General features: G+C 39.9%; 23 protein-coding genes. 11 read left to right on the top strand and 12 right to left on the bottom strand.

Annotated features, from left to right (window positions below; translation table 11 throughout):
* Nucleotides 1-5 precede the first annotated feature (5 nt).
* Nucleotides 6-743, bottom strand: coding sequence for a lysophospholipid acyltransferase family protein (locus tag C5745_RS14105; protein WP_105717649.1), 738 nt, complete (start codon nt 741-743; stop codon nt 6-8).
* Between the two features lie 203 nt (nt 744-946).
* On the opposite strand from C5745_RS14105, the gene C5745_RS14110 reads away from it, so the two are divergent.
* The 4 genes from C5745_RS14110 to C5745_RS14125 are packed head-to-tail and all read left to right on the top strand — an operon-like array spanning nt 947 to nt 3,631.
* Nucleotides 947-1,219: a DUF2089 family protein gene (locus tag C5745_RS14110; protein WP_394342075.1), complete on the top strand. Its 273-nt coding sequence runs from the start codon at nt 947-949 to the stop codon at nt 1,217-1,219.
* Nucleotides 1,209-1,694 (top strand): hypothetical protein, encoded by a 486-nt coding sequence (locus C5745_RS14115; protein WP_105717651.1) that lies wholly within the window; start codon nt 1,209-1,211, stop codon nt 1,692-1,694. Before C5745_RS14110 ends, C5745_RS14115 begins: the two co-directional genes overlap by 11 nt.
* A 3-nt stretch (nt 1,695-1,697) precedes the next feature.
* Complete coding sequence (locus C5745_RS14120) at nt 1,698-2,282, top strand: YIP1 family protein (protein WP_105717652.1); 585 nt, start codon at nt 1,698-1,700, stop codon at nt 2,280-2,282.
* Entirely contained in the window at nt 2,279-3,631 is a 1,353-nt protein-coding gene (locus C5745_RS14125; protein ID WP_105717653.1) for an alpha/beta hydrolase family protein, read from the top strand. Before C5745_RS14120 ends, C5745_RS14125 begins: the two co-directional genes overlap by 4 nt.
* Here the strand turns inward: C5745_RS14125 and C5745_RS14130 are convergent, their stop codons facing one another.
* On the bottom strand, nt 3,632-4,342 hold the full coding sequence (locus C5745_RS14130) for an SDR family NAD(P)-dependent oxidoreductase (protein ID WP_105717654.1): 711 nt from the start codon (nt 4,340-4,342) through the stop codon (nt 3,632-3,634).
* A gap of 2 nt (nt 4,343-4,344) precedes the next feature.
* Entirely contained in the window at nt 4,345-5,259 is a 915-nt protein-coding gene (locus tag C5745_RS14135; protein WP_105717655.1) for a lysylphosphatidylglycerol synthase transmembrane domain-containing protein, read from the bottom strand.
* A 554-nt stretch (nt 5,260-5,813) separates the two neighbouring features.
* Between C5745_RS14135 and C5745_RS14145 the strand changes: the two genes are divergently transcribed.
* The 3 genes from C5745_RS14145 to C5745_RS14155 all read left to right on the top strand — a co-directional run bounded on the left by C5745_RS14145 (nt 5,814) and on the right by C5745_RS14155 (nt 8,647).
* Nucleotides 5,814-6,371 carry a hypothetical protein gene (locus C5745_RS14145; protein WP_105717657.1) on the top strand — a complete coding sequence of 186 codons (558 nt, stop codon included), beginning with the start codon at nt 5,814-5,816 and terminating at the stop codon, nt 6,369-6,371.
* 76 nt (nt 6,372-6,447) lie between these two features.
* Nucleotides 6,448-7,599 (top strand): GDP-mannose 4,6-dehydratase, encoded by a 1,152-nt coding sequence (gmd, locus tag C5745_RS14150; RefSeq protein ID WP_105717658.1) that lies wholly within the window; start codon nt 6,448-6,450, stop codon nt 7,597-7,599.
* 91 nt (nt 7,600-7,690) lie between these two features.
* Entirely contained in the window at nt 7,691-8,647 is a 957-nt protein-coding gene (locus tag C5745_RS14155; RefSeq protein ID WP_243403350.1) for an ATG16 family protein, read from the top strand.
* A gap of 36 nt (nt 8,648-8,683) precedes the next feature.
* Here C5745_RS14155 and C5745_RS14160 read toward each other — a convergent pair whose 3' ends face one another.
* The 5 genes from C5745_RS14160 to C5745_RS14180 form a co-directional block, all read right to left on the bottom strand.
* The gene (locus tag C5745_RS14160; protein WP_165793102.1) at nt 8,684-12,433 is read right to left on the bottom strand and encodes an ATP-binding protein; all 3,750 of its coding nucleotides are present in this window, start codon (nt 12,431-12,433) and stop codon (nt 8,684-8,686) included.
* 90 nt (nt 12,434-12,523) lie between these two features.
* Nucleotides 12,524-13,303 (bottom strand): succinate dehydrogenase/fumarate reductase iron-sulfur subunit, encoded by a 780-nt coding sequence (locus tag C5745_RS14165; RefSeq protein ID WP_243403351.1) that lies wholly within the window; start codon nt 13,301-13,303, stop codon nt 12,524-12,526.
* A 13-nt stretch (nt 13,304-13,316) separates the two neighbouring features.
* A complete protein-coding gene (locus C5745_RS14170) occupies nt 13,317-15,251 on the bottom strand; it encodes a fumarate reductase/succinate dehydrogenase flavoprotein subunit (protein ID WP_105717660.1) in 1,935 nt (644 codons plus the stop codon).
* A 45-nt stretch (nt 15,252-15,296) separates the two neighbouring features.
* Entirely contained in the window at nt 15,297-16,070 is a 774-nt protein-coding gene (locus C5745_RS14175) for a succinate dehydrogenase cytochrome b subunit (RefSeq protein WP_105717661.1), read from the bottom strand.
* 165 nt (nt 16,071-16,235) lie between these two features.
* Nucleotides 16,236-16,814: a porin family protein gene (locus C5745_RS14180; protein WP_105717662.1), complete on the bottom strand. Its 579-nt coding sequence runs from the start codon at nt 16,812-16,814 to the stop codon at nt 16,236-16,238.
* A 63-nt stretch (nt 16,815-16,877) separates the two neighbouring features.
* Here C5745_RS14180 and C5745_RS14185 point away from each other — a divergent pair, with 63 nt between their 5' ends.
* From C5745_RS14185 to C5745_RS14200, 4 genes are all read left to right on the top strand, one after another.
* The gene (locus C5745_RS14185) at nt 16,878-17,093 is read left to right on the top strand and encodes a hypothetical protein (protein ID WP_105717663.1); all 216 of its coding nucleotides are present in this window, start codon (nt 16,878-16,880) and stop codon (nt 17,091-17,093) included.
* 2 nt (nt 17,094-17,095) lie between these two features.
* Nucleotides 17,096-17,434 carry a tRNA-binding protein gene (locus C5745_RS14190; RefSeq protein WP_105717664.1) on the top strand — a complete coding sequence of 113 codons (339 nt, stop codon included), beginning with the start codon at nt 17,096-17,098 and terminating at the stop codon, nt 17,432-17,434.
* A gap of 27 nt (nt 17,435-17,461) precedes the next feature.
* On the top strand, nt 17,462-17,932 hold the full coding sequence (locus tag C5745_RS14195; RefSeq protein WP_105717665.1) for a nucleoside deaminase: 471 nt from the start codon (nt 17,462-17,464) through the stop codon (nt 17,930-17,932).
* Between the two features lie 97 nt (nt 17,933-18,029).
* The gene (locus C5745_RS14200; protein ID WP_105717666.1) at nt 18,030-18,638 is read left to right on the top strand and encodes a superoxide dismutase; all 609 of its coding nucleotides are present in this window, start codon (nt 18,030-18,032) and stop codon (nt 18,636-18,638) included.
* 40 nt (nt 18,639-18,678) lie between these two features.
* Here the strand turns inward: C5745_RS14200 and recA are convergent, their stop codons facing one another.
* The 4 genes from recA to C5745_RS14220 all read right to left on the bottom strand — a co-directional run bounded on the left by recA (nt 18,679) and on the right by C5745_RS14220 (nt 22,463).
* On the bottom strand, nt 18,679-19,704 hold the full coding sequence (recA, locus tag C5745_RS14205) for a recombinase RecA (protein WP_105717667.1): 1,026 nt from the start codon (nt 19,702-19,704) through the stop codon (nt 18,679-18,681).
* A 163-nt stretch (nt 19,705-19,867) separates the two neighbouring features.
* On the bottom strand, nt 19,868-20,527 hold the full coding sequence (gene nth, locus C5745_RS14210; protein ID WP_105717668.1) for an endonuclease III: 660 nt from the start codon (nt 20,525-20,527) through the stop codon (nt 19,868-19,870).
* Nucleotides 20,528-20,582: 55 nt separating this feature from the next.
* The gene (locus tag C5745_RS14215) at nt 20,583-20,765 is read right to left on the bottom strand and encodes a hypothetical protein (RefSeq protein ID WP_105717669.1); all 183 of its coding nucleotides are present in this window, start codon (nt 20,763-20,765) and stop codon (nt 20,583-20,585) included.
* A 72-nt stretch (nt 20,766-20,837) separates the two neighbouring features.
* Nucleotides 20,838-22,463 carry a S8 family peptidase gene (locus tag C5745_RS14220; RefSeq protein WP_105717670.1) on the bottom strand — a complete coding sequence of 542 codons (1,626 nt, stop codon included), beginning with the start codon at nt 22,461-22,463 and terminating at the stop codon, nt 20,838-20,840.
* Nucleotides 22,464-22,498 lie beyond the last annotated feature (35 nt).

Raw genomic sequence — 22,498 nt, forward strand, 5'->3', positions numbered from 1 at the left:
CTTAATTAAGCTTCTACTTTTTCTTTGATAATATCTTCGGCTTTCTTCACAATCTCTTCCGCATTTAGCCCGGTCGTATCCAACGGGCTTAATACTTCCCAACTCATGGAGGTGAATGGGCGTAATGGAAACATCCCGTATTTTACCATTAAATAGGAGCCTTTGATTGCTATAGGAACTACAAGTGCATTGGGGTTCTTTTTCAAAAGGGTCGCGATTCCACCCACGGAAAAAGTTTTCATTTTACCTGTTTTTGTACGTGTTCCTTCTGGAAAAATAAAAGCTGACCAGTTTTTGGTCTTCATGTTGTTTGCCAGTTTCAGAATTTCGGCAATGGATTGCTTCGGATCTTTACGATCTATGTTCGCCGCACCACCATGTACTAAATTGTATGATATGCTTGGGATTCCCGCTTTGGCCAATTCAATTTTGGAAATGAATTTTCCGTGGAACCGCCGTAAAAAATATATCATGGGGGGAATGTCAAATGTACTTTGGTGATTGGCAACAAAAATAATCGGTCTTCCGGTCGGAATGCTTTTGTTGTCGATAAATCTTGTCCGATTAAATAGCGTGTAATTACAGGCAACCAAAAAGCTATTTAAAAGATCGACGCTTTTTTTGTGCGCAGTATATCCGCCAAGTTTAAAACAAAGCCATTGAATGGGATGGAAAATTAGCAATGACACAGCAAAGCAGATATAAAATATAGGTGTAAGTATATAACCAAGTGCCTTTCTCATTTGACTAAAATTTTGCGAATTTACGATTATTAACGGGAAATCGGGAATAGAGCGCAGCGACGTTGAACGGAGGTTTATCGCTTAAAAAGAAGGACGAAGTTAAAGAAATATGTTTAATTTGTTAATAATAATGAATATATGTTCAAATATATTTATATTTATTTTAAAATAATTTATTTTTGCCTTTGAAAAAAGAAGGTATGATGAAATTGCCGACAGTTTGCCCAAGTTGCGAGAATCAACTAGTAGTATCGAAATTGGTTTGTATGAATTGTGAAACGGAAGTTTCTGGTAAATATTATTTGCCGATACTCATGCAGTTGAGTGTTGAAGAACAGGAATTTGTCTTGCAGTTCTTAATAAACTCAGGAAGCTTAAAGGAAATGGCTATTCAAATGGGGAAGAGTTACCCAACGGTGAGGAACAAGCTGGATGATTTGATAAACAGGATAAAAACACTGAAAAATGAAAAATAATCTAATCTACAGGGAAAGTCAAAGCTTTATAACTTGGTGGCTATGTCTATTATACTTATTCGTTTTGGGGGCAGGTGTCTACACAGCCTGGAGTAATTCAAATGAAGGGAAAATAGAAGGATTTTCCGTAGGAGCCTTAATTGGCTTGATAGCGTTTGCTATCATATTTTTTATGAGGCTTCGGTCGCGTATAGATCAAGAAGGCATACATATCCGGTTTTTCCCGTTTATATGGAAAGAAAAAACATGGGGTTGGGATGAGATAGGGGACGTGTACGTGAAGCGATATAGTCCATGGGAATACGGTGGTTGGGGTTATCGGTTTGGTAGGGAAGGGACGGCTTTTACGACTAAGGGTTCATATGGAATTCATCTTATAGTTAGCAAAAACGGAGCTAAAATGCTCATTGGGACACAAAAGCCGGAAAAGGTAAACGAAATATTAAAACGATATCGTCAAGTTAACCAGGGATAAAATATGAAGCGTAACATGGAGCCGCTGTTCTTAAACCCATTTGAAGATTATTCGGAGAAAAATCTATTATGGATAGGTATAGTTGGTTTTGTAGTCGGGATAACAATTTCTTATTTTGGAAAAATTGTGTTTGATGGTATTATTCAAATACACATGGGCGCAACAAGTCTAACCGCTATTGTATTAGGAAATCTGACGAATATGGGGATTTTGACATTAGGAATGTTTATGCTCGCGAAGGTTCTGTATAAAAAAACTCGTTTTGTTGATGTATTAAACAATGTGCTGATAGCCCGGATACCAATGTTATTTGCCGGTTTGTTGGTTATTTGGATGACAAAGCTAATTCCAATGGAAAAGGCAACAGAAGTTAATTTTGCTATGTCATTAAATCAGACAGACATGATGTGGATCGCGCTTCTAGCTATTTTCCTGCTGTTCATGATGGTCTATTTTTTTTATCTCCTTGTAGTTGGAGTTCGACATTCCATCAATAGCAAGAAATTTGGGCATGGTTTTTTGATAGTAATTGCGGTGTTCGTATTGGACGGCATAGCGTTATTGGTTTATAGAGGATTTTTTATATGAAATATTATATTTTTTTAATTGTATTGCTTCAATCCTGTTTTGGGTATGGTCAAAAATTTGCGGGAACTTGGCAAGGAGAGTTAAAAGTACAGGGGGCTGTCCTTCCGCTGGTTTTCCGTTTGGAGCACACCTCGTCATGGAAAGGAACGATGGAGAGCCCGGCGCAGGGAAACGCCAAACTCCCTGTTAGTGCAATCCACATCGAGCAGGACTCCATAACGATAGCGGTTGCCTCCATTGGCTTAACCTACAAAGGCAAGATACTAACAAATGAGCTTATTGAAGGCATTGTGTCCCAAAATGGTATGACATTTCCTATGCACTTATCAAAAGCTGATCGGACGCTAGCAAAGCGGCGAAGACCACAACTGCCCGAGCCACCGTATAGTTATGATACATTAGATGTGACGTTTTCGAGTGAATACGACAGTGTTAGGTTGGCGGGAACCATAACAATTCCCCGAAAAGGTGAGCAGCTACCTGCTGTGGTACTAGTAACAGGAAGCGGCCCGCAGGATCGAGACGAGACAATCATGGGGCATAAGCCGTTTAAAGTAATAGCCGATTATCTGACAAGGCACGGTATTATTGTATTACGATATGACGAACGGGGAGTAGGTGCGTCGACTGGAAGTTATCCGAAAAGTACCATCGGTGATTTTAGCCGTGATGTCATTGTTGCGATAGGCTTTTTGCAAAAGCAGGAGAGCGTAGACCCCAAACGAGTGGGGATTATTGGACATAGTGAAGGGGCGCTTATTGCAGAACTGATTGCCGGAGAATCCTCCGCCGATGTCGGTTTTATAGGGCTTTTGGGGGCACCCGCGATCCCTATTGATTCATTGATGCTGTTGCAGGCCTATGAGATCGGTAAAGTTATGGGAATGTCTGCTGAAGAACTTCGGGAAGCGAAAGAAGTGAACCGTCGAAATTTCGCAGCGGTAAAAAGTGATTTGGGTGATGAGCATGCGTACCGCCAGATTTTGGAAAATATAGCATCGCCGTTACCTAATCTTTCAGAGAATCAAAAGAACGAAATAAAAATGATGGTACTACCGGCCTATCGTTATTTTATGCGCATAGATCCCGTTCCGTTCATTAAAAGAATTGATGTTCCGGTATTTGCCGCTTTTGGAACAAAAGACGTGCAGGTACCTTTTGCACCTAATTTAGAAAGCTTGACTGATCACTTGCCGAATAAAGAAAAGAATTTTCTAAAAGCCTATGACGGATTGAATCATCTCTTTCAAAAAGCTGAAACAGGTGCCGTTTCGGAATATATTGATATTGAAGAAACTTTTAATGAACAGGTGCTATCGGATTTGGCACAATGGATAAGAGAGATTTAACTACGGTGTTGTATTAGCAACCGGTAATATTTTTCCGTTATAGTACTTATGGCCGTTTTGTGCAAAATCGGCTATATAACGTCCCATTTCAAAAGCGAGCGTGCCCGCCTCAATACCGGGAAAAGCTTCTTCAAACATCTCGGTCTGTGAAGAACCTAATGCCAAACAATTCACTTTGATGTTCCGCTCTTTGAATTCCTCTGCCAGGCATTCTGTCAATGTGGCCAATGCTCCTTTGCTCGTGGAGTAAGCAGAAAGGCCGGTAAATTTCGCTGAACCTTGGAAGCCGCCCATACTTCCTATATTGACAATATGGCCTCCGTTTTTCATGAGTGGCGCTATATGCCTGATCATGTTGATATGTCCCAGCAAATTGGTTTGTAGTACTTGCGCAAACTCCTCCAAAGAGGTGTCGAGAAAAGATTTGTTGATTAATACTCCCGCATTATTGACTAAAATATCTACTGTTTCGAACTTCGATTGGATAAAGGGGATCAAAGAGTCTGGGTAATTATCGTACACAATGTCGAATTGGGCCGGATAAAGCTTTCCCCCCTCCGGATTGAGTGAGGTAGAAATTTCATGGAGTTTACGTAGCTTATCCGCAGACCGAGCCAATGCAACGACATTGTTTTCCTTGCTTGCGGTCAAGTCCAAAACTGCCTCAAAGCCGATTCCACTACTTGCTCCTGTAATAATAATATTTGCCATAATTATTCTTCGTTTTCTAATTCTTCTTCCACTTCTTCAGCAGAAGGTAATTTATTGATGCCGAGACGTTGCGGTCTCAGGATATAATAAAGACCTGAAGATGCCACGAGCAGTGAAATAATATAAAAAAGTAAACTCACTAAAACTGCTAGGTGAGGGTCAAGCTGAAAATATTCTGCTCCAAATGCCATGAGTGATTCGCGTAGGCCAGCCCCCCCGAGTAAAGAAGGTACAATAGCGACTAATGAGGATATCAAAAAAATTAGTAAATAAGGAGAGAACTTACCATCAAAGCCCAGTGCATATAGTATAGCAATCGCGCTTAAAGTCTGAAAACTTTGTACGGCAAGTGCTTTAAGATGGGTAATGATAAACTTAGATAGGAATTCTTTGAAAAACAGCTGTAAAAGATAAAGGTAAGTCGCCGTTCCTATTATAAGCACGCTAACCGTAACTATATTCGGTATAGAAAGCCGAGGCATAAATATGATAAGGCATCCAGTAATAATCGATAAAGCCCACAGGCCGCTTAGCCGATCAAAAAATACAGCGGTCAATACTCTTCTTCCCCGGACTGCGTAATGCTTTTTCAAAAAATATATCTTGTAACCATCTCCTCCAATCCCGCCCGGTAAGAAGAAATTGTAGAGCAGGCCGACTTGATAGAGCCTTAAATTATATCGTTCACTGATATCCAATCCTATTACTTTCAAAAAGCTATTTAATCGGGACGATGCAACCAACTGGGACATAGCATAAGATAATAAAGCAAAGAATAGGTATAGCGGATTGCATTCTTCCAGCGCACCCTTGAGTTCGATGAGCGATATCTTTTGAGAAACCCAATAGACAGCCGCTACTGTGATGAGTATCTTAAAGATGTTTTTAACGTATGTCCAGAATTTATTTTTCTTCATGTTATAAGCTATGGTCACGGATAATGAACATTGCCGTCATCATTACAAAATGGATAAAATGCGTGTGTAGAATAAAACAAGATATAAACATACAAAGATGCCGGTCAATGAAAACAGCCAGTTGTATTCTATTTTTGTGTATCGATCCTTTAAAACTGGTATCAAAAGTGCTATAAATACCAAAACCAATAATATGGGAAATAGGACCGCCCAACGGTGGGGAAAGAAAATCTGTTGCGACATTATCTCAGGGTTCGTGAAATAAACGATTATAGGGAATGCGATTAGAATAACGGTAATACGCAAGATGGCTTTCGCGATAATTTTGCTTATGGTATGATTTTTGGATGAATTCATTCCATGCAAAGTTATTATATTTCCGCTAAAAAAAGACCTTGATGGCCGTGGAGATTTGGATCAAATGCATTTAATATGCGCACGCAATATATGAAAATGAATTACTCATAGTATTTTTTTATTTGGCATTCGTGAATGCTAAGCATTTTATCTAAGTTTGCGAATAAACTCCAGTAAGAAAACTAATTTTATACGTTATGCAAAAACATATCTTATCCGTTTGTACAATCTTTACCCTTGTGATGCTCTTGGCGTCATGTGGGGCTCAGCGAAAATCTTCTGTCGGAAGTACCGGTTCATCTTTCGGTAATGACGGTCCATCTGCTCGTGAGTGGCGAAATGGATTAAAAGGGAAATGGGTTTTAAATTCGGTAGACCGGGAAGATATTCCCGCTGCTTACACGATTAAAAACATTTTTGATGAAGCACCCGTTGATTGTTTTATCGGTAGCGTATGGACTCTTCCGGGCGGTAACTACCAGGGAAGTATTGCTTTCAACGCTTCCGGAACACTATGCGCCGATGGTGCCGTACGTAACATGGTATGGTCCGTATATGATATACCGAACGATAACTTACATCCCCAATTCCAGTTTAAAAAAATATATTCGGGAGAGAAAGCCAGAAATGTAACAACCGGTTATCGCTTAGATCTTTCTTATTCGGATGGGCAATCACTAGTGATGCGTATGCCTATACCATTGGATAATGGAACAGGTAACCTCGTGTTTAATTTCTCGCGCGTACAAGACTAAGAGGTGATTAGTAATGGGTAACAAACAGCTGGTGTCGATTGTTTGTTGCTCATTACTGGGACTTTTTTACTAAAATATGGATACAAATAAAACCAAAATAGCTTTAATTACCGGAATCACAGGCCAAGACGGAGCTTATTTAGCTGAATTTCTATTAAAAAAAGGCTATATTGTTCATGGTTTGAAGAGGCGGTCTTCTCTATTCAATACGGACCGTATCGATCATCTTTATCAAGATCCTCATGCAAGCCAGCGTAATTTTATTTTGCATCATGGAGATTTAACAGATTCGAGTAATTTGATTCGGATTATTCAAGAAATTCAGCCGGATGAAATATATAATTTAGCTGCCCAGTCACATGTTAAGGTAAGTTTCGATACGCCGGAATATACAGCAAATGCAGACGGAGTCGGAGCCCTTCGGATTCTGGATGCTGTTCGTTTACTAGGGCTGACTAAGAAAACGAAAGTATACCAGGCATCTACATCGGAGCTGTATGGCTTGGTACAAGAAGTTCCGCAGAGTGAAAGGACGCCTTTTTACCCCCGAAGCCCTTATGCAGTTGCAAAGCTATACGGTTATTGGATTACCGTAAACTACCGCGAAGCATACAACATGTTTGCGTGTAACGGGATCCTATTTAACCACGAAAGCCCAGTGCGTGGAGAAACGTTCGTTACGCGTAAAATAACACGGGCAGTGGCTAAAATAGCGTTAGGGTTACAAGATAAATTATTTTTGGGAAATCTGTCTGCGCAGCGGGATTGGGGGCACGCTAAGGACTACGTGGAAGCGATGTGGTTGATTCTGCAACAGGAGCAGCCGGAAGACTATGTTATAGCAACGGGTATATCCACTACGGTTAGAGATTTTGTACGCATGGCTTTTGCAGAAGTAGGAATAGAGATCGAGTTTAGCGGTAAAGATGCAATGGAAAAAGGTGTAATTATCGATCGTGACGAAGAAATATTGAACCGGTTGCAGATTCCAGTCGAACACGTAAAGTTAGGGCAAACTGTTGTCAAAGTCGATCCACAATATTTTCGCCCTACAGAGGTAGATTTATTAGTTGGTGACCCCGCTAAAGCAAAAAACAGACTGGGCTGGACCCCAAAATATACCTTGCCTATGTTAGTTAAGGAGATGGTTGATAGTGATTTACAATTGATGCGTAAAGAAGAGTATTTAAAAAAGGGAGGATTTACCATTCTGAACTATTTTGAGTAAATGCATAACTACGGCGAAACGTTAATTGGAATAGTTTTTGTTACATTAGTGAAAATAACAATGATTTCCGGCATTTTATGTGAAAAAGAGGATGTACAAACAACAAGATATGGATAAAATGCGCGTGACGCTTGACGCAACCAGCAAATATCCGGAAGAGCCGTCTAAAAGAAGTAACCCGAAGATTTATTTTTTCATTATAGCGATTGCAGCATTGCTTGCAACCAATGTTTATTTTTACGTAAAGTTTAAGTCGTCTGGAGAGAAACTCTACACGATGGCGATCCAGAAACAAGACTTACAGATCGAGATTGACCGTATTGAGGCGGAATTGGATAATCTTGTTTCGGCGAAGATAGTTGGAGTAGATTCGGCAATGCAAGCTTCTGAGGCACGAGCTAGAGGGGCCATCAGTGAGTTACGGGCCAAGCTTGAAAATCAAACTATTTCGGAGGAAGATATGTTACTGGCAACAAGGGAGGTCGCACGGTTAAAGGGGGATGTGTCAGGATTACGCCTTGCGCTTAACGAGCTAGAAGTAAGAAATGAGATTCTCCAAAAAGAGAACCAAACACTCTCCAAGCAGGTTTCTACTACTGACAAAAAGGTAACAGCACTATCTCAAGAGAATACGGAGTTAAAGGACCAAGTGCATATTGCGTCGGCTTTAAAAGTTTCCAATATTCAGGTGAACGGAATTTCCGTGTCGAAAAAGGAGAAGATCGAGACTGAATCCCGAGCCCGCCGAGTAGATAGACTACAAGTTCTGTTCTCTATTGCGGAAAACACATTGACAAAAAAAGGAAATAAAGAAGTGTTCGTGCGTGTTATTGACCCATCAGGAAATTTGTTTGGTGATGCTAATAATATGTTTTATGTGCACGGCGAAAAACTACAGTATACATTCAAAGAGACCATTGACTTTACTAATAACGGTGAAGAATATCAGTTCCTTTGGCCACAAGATAAATTTAAAAAAGGTGCGTATACTGTTTTACTATATAACGATAATGCGGTCATGGGACGGGCTAGCGTTGTACTGAAATAAAGCAGAAGAGCGAGTACTAAAAAATGTATAAAAACCCTAACCTTTATAAATAGGTAGTGTTATAATAAATGTTGTCCCTGTATTCGTTTGGGTCATAAATTCGATCTTTCCTCCAATCCCCGTTACGGTTTGCTTCACAAATGCTAATCCTAGTCCTGTTCCCGAGCTTTTCGTGGTAAAATTAGGTTTAAATATTTTAGGAATAACATCTTGAGGAATACCGAAACCGTTATCCTGAATCAGGATTTCCACCCAATTCGCTTCGGAATAACGTAAAATAACATTAATTTTTATCTTTTTTCTACCCATGCTTCCCTCTATAGCATTTTTAAATAGATTGTTGAACGATCGGAGGAATTGATCACGGTCGCCGAGTATAAGTACCGATTGGTCCGGTGTTTCGTTGATTAACGTAATTGTGGTATTTCCGGTGTTGCTGAAGAGATTGATCGACTTTCTAATTTTTTCAATAAGATCGATCTTTTCAACATTTGTTTCTGGTAATTTAGCGAACGCAGAAAACTCTGTTGCAATTTTGGAAAGAATATCAATCTGTTCAATAATAGAAGTGGATATGCGTTGAAACCGCTCTTTAAAACGGGGGTCATTTTCTTGATAAGAGCGTGTCAGTTGTTGCATACCTAATTTCATTGGTGTGAGCGGATTTTTAATCTCATGTGCCACTTGTTTTGCCATTTCTCTCCATGCGGTTTCTCGCTCTACATCCCGTAACTGCTTGGCGCTCTCTTCCAGTTTGACTAGCATGAGATTATATTCCTTAATGAGCATCCCAATTTCGTCATTCTTATCCCAATATAGGGGCTCATTAATTTTGTTCGATAGCTGCGTTTCAGCTAATTTCATCCGTACAATATCTAGGGGTTTGGTTATTTTCCGAGAAAGCGTCACCGCGATAAATCCAAATAAAATAATAATAAAGGTATAGATATTTAAAATCGTGTTTAGTAATAGATTTTTATTGTTTGCGGCGTCTTTTTCGGTGGTATAGTATGGTATATTTAAATAAGCGGCTGTCGTGTAGTCTTCGTGTTTGATCGCAGCATATACCGAAGAGAACCAGAAATTGGAGATGCGTTCGCGTTCATAGGCTTCGGATTTTCGCAATACTGCAAGTTTATTCAGCGCCACAGGATTCATAAATTCTGATATAAGCTTGAGATCAAAAATACGTTGTTGTGAGGAGTAAAGTAACTTCCCAGATCGATTATATAAGTTGAAGTTAGTCATGGTGGAAGGGGCCATTTCTTTGAGCATATCCACGATTTTTTCATTGAAGCCCTCGCGGGTTTGGCTACTAGCCATATGATTTTCAATTTTTTTAGTGATTTCCGCAATCTCCTTTAATCGGTTATTGGTTGTTGTTTCTTCCAACTGTCTGTTTAGGCTTATAAAAGCAACCGCTCCGGATATCAACGTACCTAGCAGAACGGATATACTAACCAATGCCTGAATCCGAGTACTATACTGGATATTGTTAAGTAATATGCGAAAATGGTATTGAATTCTATTCCATCGAAATGATGTGGTGGAAAAGGTACTGATAAGGTAATTTGTGAGATTAAATAGACCGAAAAAGATCAGTAAAAGAATAAAAATAATGGACGCTAAAGCCAGGTACTCCCAAAAAGAGGCCTTTTGTGTACTTAGAATAATGGTGGTATATTGATCTGGTTTATAGGCGAGATGATAATACTTATCATTTTCCTCTAAACGCATATATTCCCTTAATTTACTTGGAATGCTTAGATCATTCTCGGTATAGTTGTAGTTACCGTATTGCGTAACCAGATTATTTCCCTTATACAACGCATAGGAATTGTCTTCAAAGGAATCAAACTGCCATGCAGTGGCATTGTTATCAGTTAAGACTTCCGGATAAGGAAGTGATGTGCTGTAGGACAGATTTTTTAGATTGATATATATATGGTGAAATTTGTCGGGGTTATCCTCATAAGGAATCGAAAGATGAGTAAAGTATTCGTGTGCCCCCAGTTCGCCACGTAAGCGGTAAAAGTTCGTTGTGAACGGAATTTTGATGGCGGTCTTGATTACATTTTCTCGGTATTCCGCGGGCTTGTCTACTGTGTAGGTCTCTAGCGGTACACCCTCGTTGTCATAATAGAATGCTTGAAATTCGAATCTTGACAAATAGCCGCTCATATATCTCGTTTTGATATAGTCTGTTATGTAGGGAATGTCGGGGACGCTATCATGCAAACTAAAGAGCTTACTTAATCGATAGTCATTTATAATATTCTTCTCTAAATCAGTAAACAAAGAAACTGCATTTACATCATCTTCGGCCAAGAGATAAGAGATAGCCTGTTCCATTCTGTTTATTTTTTTTATCTCGTTGTAGTGGTTGTAGGAAATGACCGAGATGGTCGAAAATAACAGTATGGTTAAAATAAAAGTAGAGAGCTGGTAAGGTGAAGAAAAATGATAAGCTTTGTATGTCCGGAGAAAAACTAAGACGCCAAAGAGGATACCGAAAAGAATATTAAATCCGATAAGAGCTGTAGCAATAAGGGCAAAAACTAAGCAAATTAGCTCAATATTCAATATTGTAGTGATATTACTGAGCAGTTGACGTACCATTTGCACGATGCGATCGATATATAATACCAATGTGAGCACGTTTACACAGAATAACAAGATACATAGCCAGCCATAGAAGCCGAGGTTTAGAATTTTCGTAAAGTCATTTTCGTAGATTGGAGAGTGTGTGAGCAGCGTGCCTAGAAAATAATAGATTACCTGACCGAAGAAGTAAATAGAAAAAATACCGATGATGGAAATTCCTATCGCATAATTTTTTTTTGACAAGAAAATAGGAACCTGCAGGTACTTTTGAATGGACATAATAAAACACATGAACCAAAACATAGCACATGTGGTTATAAAAAAAGACCAGATGTTTGGCAGGAATTGGCTATAGGCGTAATGTTTGGGGTCAAATAGTTCTAAACTGGAATGGATAAATAGCCAGTTGGATTTCAAATCCAAATATCGAACGGCAATCAAAACGCTTGCAAACAAAATGATCCCTAGCCACGTTTTCCTTCTCTTAGCTAAATAGACGGCTATACTATTGGTTAATATAAGCAAACACACCAGTGCGGTCACCCAACAAATGAATTGTAAGCTGATGTACAGGTTATCTTTCTTTCCTTCAATTAACTTGACTGAAAATAGGTAGCCGCCGTCTTTACTGTAAATATTACGTATGTTTTTATTATCGTCATACTGCGCGATTTCAAGATTATTAACACCAATAGTAGAAAGAAAATTATTGTTTAAAAACTGGTTCGTATTCTCAAAATTCCGCTTGATAGGAACCAAAACAAGTATAGAAATGCCGTTAGTTAGTTCTTTCTTTTTTGTTAGAAAGGAACGGTTTTCTGTTTGAATAACCGAGGTATTCCTACGCAATCCTACATCGCTAAAAGGGACATAGATATTTGTTGACCAGTGGATAATCTGATTGTCACTGTATATATTAACGTAAATATGTTCTTTAGCAAGCTCCGTCGTTATGTTTGTTAACTGCACCGGATATTTATCGGCGTGCTGAAATGTTTTGATGATGAGGCTATCCCTCCATATCTCATCAATTTTATCCTCATACCAATGGATTTTCCGGGTGAGTTTCTTTTCATCCAGTTCGAGCATGTCTTCGTCCGTAATGGTGAAGTGTATGGTGAGCGCTGTTCCCATAAGGGATAGCGTCAACACCAAAAGTAAAAACCGAATTTTAGTAAGCATCTCCATTCTCCATACGATGAATGTAAATATAAAAAAAAGTCCCCGTTATGCACGCATAACGGGGACACCTTGTTCTCTATTATAAATGTACTACGAATGTGTGTGAACATCTTCCTCACGGAAAAACTTAGCCGTGAAATACTCACGGTTCATCCGCGCTATGTTAGACAGTTTGATGCCTTTAGGACATTCTGCTTCACAGGCGCCTGTATTCGTACAGTTTCCAAACCCTTCTGCATCCATTTGGTCGATCATCGCTTGCGCTCTTTCATAACGTTCTGTTTGTCCCTGAGGCAATAATGCGAATTGAGAAATTTTAGCAGATACAAATAGCATAGCTGAAGCATTTTTACACGCTGCTACACAAGCACCACAGCCGATACATGTTGCTGATTCGAATGCCTCATCTGCGATGCGTTTTGGAACGGGAATAGCATTCGCGTCCGGAACTCCTCCTGTATTTACGTTTACATAACCACCTGCCTGCTGAATACGGTCAAAGGAAGTACGATCTACGGCTAGGTCTTTCAATACTGGAAACGCAGCGGCCCTCCAAGGCTCGATGACGATGGTCTGGCCATCGTGGAACGATCGCATATGCAATTGGCAGGTAGTGATGCCGTATTTAGGCCCGTGCGGACGACCGTTAATAACCAGCGAACACATACCACAGATGCCCTCACGACAGTCATGATCGAAATAAATAGGGTCTTCTCCCTCGCGTGTAAGATCTTCGTTTACAACATCAAGCATTTCTAAGAAAGACATATCGTCTGCAATGTCCTTTGCTTGAATAGTAACAAATTTACCTTTGGTTTTATCATTTTTCTGACGCCAAACTTTCAGCGTTAAATTCATATGTTGTGCCATGATAATATATCCCCTATTTATAACTTCTTTGTGTTAACTTAACGTTTTCGAAAACTAACTCTTCTTTGTGTAGAGCTTCTGCTTGATTTTCGCCTTTAAATTCCCAAGCAGCAACATACGTATAGTTTTCGTCGTCACGTTTTGCTTCTCCCTCTTCTGTTTGCGATTCAAGACGGAAATGCCCTCCACACGATTCACTGCGGTTTAATGCATCATCTACCATCAACTCTCCTAATTCAAGAAAATCTGCGACACGTCCGGCTTTTTCTAAGGACATGTTCAGCTCCTCGTTTTCACCCAACACTTTTACATCGGACCAAAATTCTTTTTTCAATTCTTGAATCAAGCCCTTTGCTTTTGTCAAGCCTTCCGCCGTGCGCGCCATACCGCAGTACTCCCACATAATATTACCCAACTTCTTATGGATGTCGTCTACGGTTTTAGAACCTTTGAGGCTTAATAAAGTACTTATTTTATCTTCTACTTCTTTACGGGTTTGCTCGAAAGCAGGGTTGTTTTTATCCACAGGAGCAAAGCTTCCCAAGTTAGCTAGATAGTCACCAACTGTATACGGAATAACAAAATAACCGTCAGATAAACCTTGCATAAGTGCAGATGCACCTAAACGGTTGGCGCCGTGATCAGAGAAATTACATTCACCCAGTGCGTACAAGCCTGGTACAGTAGTCATTAAGTTATAATCTACCCAGATCCCCCCCATGGTATAGTGCACCGCAGGGTAGATGCGCATAGGTTGTTCATACGGATTTTCATCTGTAATTTGGTAATACATATCGAACAAGTTCCCGTATTTAGCCTCTACCGTATCCTTACCTAAACGTTTGATTGCATCTGCAAAATCTAAGAATACAGCCACTCCGGATTTACCGACACCACGACCATCATCTACCATTTCTTTCGCGTTACGGGAGGCTACATCACGGGGTACTAAATTACCGAAGGATGGATATTTTCTTTCCAAGAAATAGTCCCGGTCCTCTTCTTTAATATCTACCGGCTTCAATTGTCCTTGACGTAGTTTTTCAGCAAGTTCCTGTGTCTTCGGAACCCAAACCCGTCCATCGTTACGGAGCGATTCCGACATCAGTGTCAGTTTGGATTGATGATCGCCAGTTACCGGTATACAGGTAGGGTGAATTTGTGTATAACAAGGGTTGGCAAAGTAAGCCCCGCGTTTATGTGCCCTCCAAGCGGCTGTGACGTTACAGCCCATAGCATTGGTGGATAGAAAGAATACATTTCCGTAACCTCCGGTACATAACAACACCGCATGTCCTTCATGTGCTTCTACTTTACCTGTTACCATGTCGCGTGTGATAATGCCACGTGCATGTCCGTCGATTTTTACCAAATCCAACATCTCATGACGTGTATAAGAAGTTACTTTTCCTTTTCTTATCTGACGGTTCAATGCAGAGTAGGCACCTAGCAATAATTGCTGTCCTGTTTGTCCACGAGCATAGAACGTACGGGATACCTGCGCACCTCCAAAAGAACGGTTATCCAGTAATCCGCCGTATTCGCGTGCGAAAGGCACACCTTGTGCTACACATTGATCAATGATATTAACAGAGACCTCTGCTAAACGGTAGACGTTAGCTTCACGTGCACGATAGTCTCCCCCCTTTATAGTATCGTAGAATAACCGATAAACGGAGTCACCATCATTTTGGTAATTTTTCGCAGCATTTATACCTCCTTGCGCAGCAATAGAGTGTGCGCGGCGCGGAGAGTCTTGATAACAGAATGTTTTGACGTTATAACCAAGTTCTGCCAATGAAGCAGCTGCTGAAGCTCCCGCCAAACCGGTACCTACCACAATGATAGTGAATTTACGTTTGTTGGCTGGGTTGACCAGCTTCATATTGAATTTATGTTTTGACCATTTCTCGGCTAAAGGGCCTACAGGTACTTTCGAATCTAACATATTTTAAATACTTTATATTTAACAGATATGGATATATCCTAAATATTATTTAACGAAATAAAAATATAACGGCATCAGAGCAAAACCAATTGGAATGACGATACCAAACACCCAAACACCTAAAAACTCAATGATAGGTACATATTTCTTATGAGAAACACCTAACGTCTGGAATGCCGACTTGAACCCGTGGATTAAGTGGAAGGACAACGCTGCCATGGCGATGACATAGAAGATGACTATTCCAATATTCTGGAAAGCAAAGTCAACTTGTTTGTAGAGATCACGTGCCTTTATGATTTCTACATTGTTTTCAGTTGTAACTTGATAATCGTTGAAGTCTGTGGCTTGTATCTCGTGTGCAGTGGTGTTACCTGTAGCCAAGTCCGTGCGATATTCTACATAAGGAACTTGATCATTGTGATATTTCCACCAGAAGTTGTACATGTGCGTAGCTAGGAAAACCAAGATGATTGTTCCTAAGATTCCCATGTTGCGGGAGCTCCACTTGCTATTTGCAGCGCCGTTGAACTGTGCATAGCCAATCGGACGAGCAGCCTTGTTTTTCATCGTTAAGACTAAGGCATAAATAGCATGTAGAATAATAGAAGCGTAAAGTAGGTATGATACTACTTTAATAGGGGTGAAATGGGTCATGAAATACGCATATTGGTTGAAAGCGTATCCCTCGTCATTGTTAAATAACTGCAAGTTACCAATCAAGTGAACGATCAGGAACGTACATAAAAAAATCCCTGTCAAGCTCATGATTAGTTTTCTTCCGAGTGAAGAACTTAAAACTGGCTTTGAATTACTCATTATCCTAGATGTTTATATATTATTTTCGCAAATCTATTTATTTGTTAACAAAATTATGACAAAGTCGAAAGAAAACGGATAATTTAGAACGTTTCTAATCAAAAAGAGGTTATCCAAGTGGATAACCTCTTTTTGATGAAATTAAATTTTCAAAATGACGTTCTCTTATAAGAAAGAGAACCCCACGCCGATGGTCCACATTCTTATTTTCTGATTGCCAGTTTCATTCAGATTGCTCAAGCCATGCTCATAACGTAAATCGACCGTGAAGCTGCTAATGTCAGCACCAATACCGCCGATGATACCAGTGGAATTCTTTTTGTATGCACCCCAATTCGTGGCTTCGCTTAAATTAACCACCTTGCCGTCTTGCGCGAAAGAGAAGACAGGTCCTGCCTGAATACGTGCCCCAATTGGACCGATTCCTATTCTTGTTCCCAATAAGATAGGCATGTCCATACTTTTAAATGTCGCATCCCCTTCATCACCGTCTTTTGTGATCCCTGCCTTTTTACTCGCGTAATAAAGCTCCGGCTGAACATGGAATCCGGCTATTCCCACACGGCCCCATGCGCCCAATTGGAAGCCTGTTTTTGTGTCGGAGTTAAAGAAACTTCCTTCTGATCGGAGACTAGAAAAGCCCAATCCCCCCTTTAATCCAACTTTGAATGTTGGAAATAATTGTGCTTGTGAAATGCTGATAGTAGCAATCAAACAAATTAAAGTAAGTATAGATTTTTTCATGTGAAAAATATTTGTTTATTTTAATACACTACAATAATAACGTATTTATTTCAAAATTTATATATGAGCATACTAAAAATAACAGCTTCGGACTGGGAAGTTTTGAAGATAAAATTGAGCCGCAAATACAATCACCTCTCAGATGATGATTTAATTTATACGCCTGGGGAAGAGGAGGTGTTGGTGACTCGCCTAGCGAAAAGACTTCGACGCGATAAGGAATATATCACATTTACGTTGGCAAAAGAATTGTCAAATCTGGAATCAAATCGCTTGTAGGAATGGCAGACTTAATTACATGGGGTGATTTTGGAAAAGTGGATTTACGCGTCGGAACCATATTAGAAGTGATGGATTTTCCGAAGGCGCGTAAACCCGCCTATCAATTGTGTATTGACTTTGGAGAATTGGGTGTATTGAAATCTAGCGCACAGATTACAGTACATTATAAAAAAGAGAATTTGGTAGGGAGGCAGATCATAGCAGTAGTTAATTTTCCAAAAAAGCAAATTGCAGACTTTATGTCGGAATGTTTGGTCACAGGATTTCCGGATGAGAATGGAGATATCGTGTTGAGTTCGATAGAAAGACAGGTGCCAAATGGAACGAAATTAATGTAGATTAGGAAAACTGAAAATGCACGTTAAATGAAAGTATATAATTTTGAGCCAACGGACTTTGATCCCATAGCAACAGATGAAGCCTACATGCGGGAAGCGTTAAAGCTGGCGCAAAAAGCTTATGAAGAGGAGGAAATTCCTATTGGGGCTATAATCGTTAGCCAAGGTAAGATTATCGGAAAAGGATATAATCTCACCGAGCGTTTGAACGACGTAACCGCTCACGCAGAAATGCAAGCGTTTACAGCAGCTTCCAATTATATGGGAGGTAAATATTTAAAAGATTGCACTTTATATGTTACCGTAGAACCTTGCGTGATGTGTGCAGGAGCATCTTATTGGACACAAATAACCAAAATTGTATATGGAGCATCGGACGAGAAAAGGGGTTCCTCACGATATGGTAACCTTTATCATCCCAAAACAACAGTAATTGCCGATGTGCTGGCTATAGAATGCAGCGAATTAATAAAATCATTTTTTCGTAATAAAAGATAAAGAAGAAAGATTTTGGAGGTTAAATAAAACCTAAGCCAATCTGAAATTGTTATATTCGTGTTGAATATTTAATAATAATCAAAAAAATAGAAATATTATGGCATTTGAATTAGAAGCTTTACCTTATGCGAGCAATGCGTTGGAACCGCACATTGACAAAGAAACCATGGAAATCCACCATGACCGTCACCATCAAGCTTATGTAGACAATTTGAACAAAGCGATTGCAGGGACAGATGCTGAAAACCTATCCTTAGAAGAAATCAATAAAAATATCTCCAAATATTCTGCTGCTGTTCGTAATAACGGTGGAGGACATTTTAATCATAGGCTTTTTTGGACTGTTTTAAGTGCTAATGGAGGTGGAGAACCTACAGGTGAGTTAGGGGAAACTATTAACAGAACCTTTGGTTCGTTTTCGGAACTAAAAACACAATTACAGAATGCGGGCGCTACTCGCTTTGGCTCAGGTTGGGCTTGGTTAATTGTGAAGTCAGATGGTCAGCTTGCTGTGACATCTACTCCAAATCAAGACAATCCGTTGATGGATGTGGCAGAAGTACAGGGGACACCTATTTTGGGGATCGATGTATGGGAACATGCATACTATTTGAAATATCAGAATAAACGTCCAGCCTATCTTGATGCGATTTTCAACGTTATCGATTGGGATGCCGTTGCAAAACGTTACGACGAAGCAAGATAAGAGATGAGCATAAAAAAGCCTGAGACACGCTCAGGCTTTTTTATTCTTCTATTCCAACGGCATGTTCATCAATATTACTTCCATTGACTTCCGCTCGAATTTTGCTTTCAAGTTCGTCGCTTAAATCGGGGTTGTCCGATAATAAGCTTTTTACAGCATCACGTCCTTGTCCTAACTTGGTGTCGCCGTAACTAAACCATGAGCCGGACTTCTTGATGATACCGTATTCTACACCTAAATCAATAATTTCGCCCACTTTAGAAATTCCTTCACCGAACATAATGTCGAACTCTGCCAAACGAAACGGAGGCGCTACTTTATTTTTTACAATTTTTACTTTAACACGGTTACCCGCTACTTCGTCATTATCTTTAATTTGGGAAGTTCTACGAATATCTAAGCGAACGGAAGCATAGAATTTTAGTGCATTTCCACCGGTAGTCGTTTCAGGGTTTCCGAACATAACACCAATTTTCTCCCGCAACTGGTTGATAAAGATACAACAACAGTTAGTTTTAGATATTGTTCCTGTCAATTTCCGTAAAGCCTGTGACATTAAACGGGCTTGAAGACCCATTTTGGAGTCACCCATTTCCCCTTCAATTTCTCCTTTAGGAACCAATGCTGCGACAGAGTCGATAACGATGACGTCAATAGCACCGGAGCGGATAAGGTTGTCGGCAATTTCCAAAGCCTGTTCGCCATTGTCGGGTTGGGAGATAAGCAGATTTTCCACGTCTACCCCTAGCTTTTGTGCATAGTACTTATCAAAAGCATGTTCCGCATCAATGATCGCCGCTATTCCTCCCTTTTTCTGTGCTTCAGCAACGATATGTGTGGCGAGTGTCGTTTTACCTGATGATTCTGGACCATAAATTTCGACGATACGTCCTTTGGGTACACCTCCAATGCCTAATGCTATATCTAAACCCAATGATCCTGTAGAAATAGCCTCAATACGTTCTACTGCCGAATCTCCCAGTTTCATAATCGTACCTTTACCGTACGACTTTTCCAATTTATCTAAAGTTAGTTGTAAAGCTTTTAGTTTATCTGCGTTGCTCATATTTTTAGTATTATCTAGTCAAAAATAAAATTAAAATTTAAAATTACAAAATTAATATGCTAATTTTTTTAGTCTTTTTTCTTCGCGTTAACGGCTTATTTATCTTTATCTGACCGATCTCGGGATTCCTTTAACTGATTAATCATTTAACCAGACTAAGTGATTAAGCCTTCGTTGCCATTTTGACGTAGTGTGTTTCAAAATACTTGCAGAAATACGTAATGGGGCACGCCTCACATTTTGGGCGCCTCGCCACACATATATACCGGCCATGGAGAATAAGCCAATGATGTGCAATGGCTATTGTTTCCTCTGGTAGATATTTGACCAATTGCTTTTCCACGGCCAATGGTGTCGTAGCGCGACTTGTTAGTCCCAAACGGTTGCTTACACGAAACACATGTGTGTCCACCGCCATTGCGGGCTTGTTGTATATTACTGAAGATATGACATTGGCAGTTTTTCTTCCGACGCCGGGCAATTTGATAAGGTCTTCCACTTTTTCCGGTACTTCCCCATGAAATTCTTCCATCAATTTTTTTGCCATTCCAACCAAGTGCTTTGCCTTGTTATTCGGATAGCTGACCGAACGAATATAGCTAAATACTTCATCCGAAGTGCTGACGGCTAATGAGGGGGCGTCTGGGAAACGGTTGAAAAGGGCAGGCGTCACCTGATTGATGCGCTTGTCTGTACACTGTGCAGATAAAATGACAGCAACCAGAAGTTCGTAAGGATTACTATAGTTTAATTCCGTTTGTGCATCAGGGCTGTGTGTCGAAAAATACTTCACGAATTCCTGATACCGTTCTTTCTTTAGCATGAACAAAGATATTCAAAAAAACAAAGTCTCTAAATTTATTAGAGACTTTGCCATTTTACTTCCTTAAGCTACGAGAATAGTTCAATATATTCTCGATGGTTTTGGGAGTTGGATCTTTTGCCAATTCTTGTAAATTGGATTTCAGATTTTGTTCAAATATTTCATCAACTATTTTGACCATACTCACCTTCTCCTCGCTTAACTCCGTATCATGTTCTTTTGTAAAGGATTCTACCATAAGCGTTTTGTTTATCTAAGTATTTATAAAACGCAAGATAAAGGTTTATAGTATATAAAATTTAACATTTTTTTACTTTTTTTTCCGGATATATTGATCTGCCTCTTCAATAGCGGCCTTCGCGTTCACAATTCCGCCAGATACACTAATTTCGTCCAAATAAACTTTTTTAGTAGATCCATCTACTTTTATCTTTACTTTTTCGTCTATCTTCGTTACAGATTTCAAGATAATGTCCTTCACCTCTTTGGCTGTGAGTTCGGGATAATAAGAACGTAATATCGATGCTAACCCCGACACCACTGGAGCAGCCATACTTGTTCCATTTTGTTCCTTATACTCGGATTCGGGCATAGTGGAATTAATTTTGACACCGGGTGCAAAGACATCGACCGAACGATAACCAAAATTTGAAAACTCGGCCAACAAATCACCATCTACACCAGATGATGTGGCTCCTACAGTAATCCAATTGGAAGCTTCCCCCAATATTGCATCGAGGCTATCTGTATAATATTTTGTCGGGTAGTTTTTGACAATGTCAATATCTTTGGCGTCATTACCTGCCGCATGTATAAGGAGCACATCTTTTTCCTCTGCATATTTTATAGCCTCATCAACGGTTTTTTTATTAAATACATACCCCTTTCCGAAACTCATATTAATTACCTTAGCGCCATTATCTACGGCATAACGTATGCCGTTTGCCACGTCTTTATCACGCTCATCTCCATCGGGAACTATGCGCACGCCCATAATCTGCACATTATCTGCTACCCCGTCTATTCCGATACCGTTATGGCGTTTAGCGCCAATAATACCTGCTACATGGGTGCCATGATCAGCATCAGGCCCCTTAATATCGGCGTTTCCGTAAAAACGTTCTTCTGCATCTTCATAGTTGTCTCCAACGATATGTCGTGAATCATAGTTTTTATTTAAGTGATAGTCCACTTGCGCACGAAAGTATTTCACACCCTCCTCCAATTCTTTATAAAAATCTTGAAAGCTCTTGTCATCGCTAAGTTCTCTTTTTGCCATACGAACAGCCATCTTCTGACGGTCAGTTTCAGATTTGTATGCGTCAAGGTCTGCTTTTGTTATATCGTTAATGTCTTTGTCGATTTTTTTGATGGCAATATCAATTTCTTCTTTTAACCTGCTGTAGTTAAGATTTCCAAAGTTTGCTTGGTCGAGTTTGCTGGTATATTCGCTTATCATTTTTTGGTATGCTACAAACTCCCGGCGTTCAGCTTCGCTAAGAGGGGTGGAGGGTAATACGGATATATATTTAGGTTCGTAAATGCGGATCAGCCTGGTAATTTCCAGGTTGTCGTATTGTACATTTTCGCCATTAACGTTTCCCATAAAGTTCCATCCATGTACGTCATCGGCATAGCCGTTGCCGTCATCATCTTCGCCATTTCCGGCAACTTCTCTAGGGTTTGTCCACATGACGTCTTTCAAATCTTCGTGCATATAGTCTATCCCGCCATCCAACACGCCCACGACGATAGGAATTGATTTTCTGCCTGTTAAAAGCTCGTATGCTTTTTCGGTGCTTATCCCGCGTACACCATCTATTTCATAATCAAGGTTGTACCAATTAGGAGGATTGGCGGCTTTCGATTGTGCATTTCCCCATAATGGCAGTATGCTGATACCTAATAGAGCAATAAGTTTCAATGTTCTAGTCATATATTTCTATTTCGTCAAGAGACAAATATAACGTA

This window comes from Sphingobacterium haloxyli (genome assembly GCF_002980525.1).
In the GTDB taxonomy this organism is placed as follows: Bacteria; Bacteroidota; Bacteroidia; order Sphingobacteriales; family Sphingobacteriaceae; genus Sphingobacterium; species Sphingobacterium haloxyli.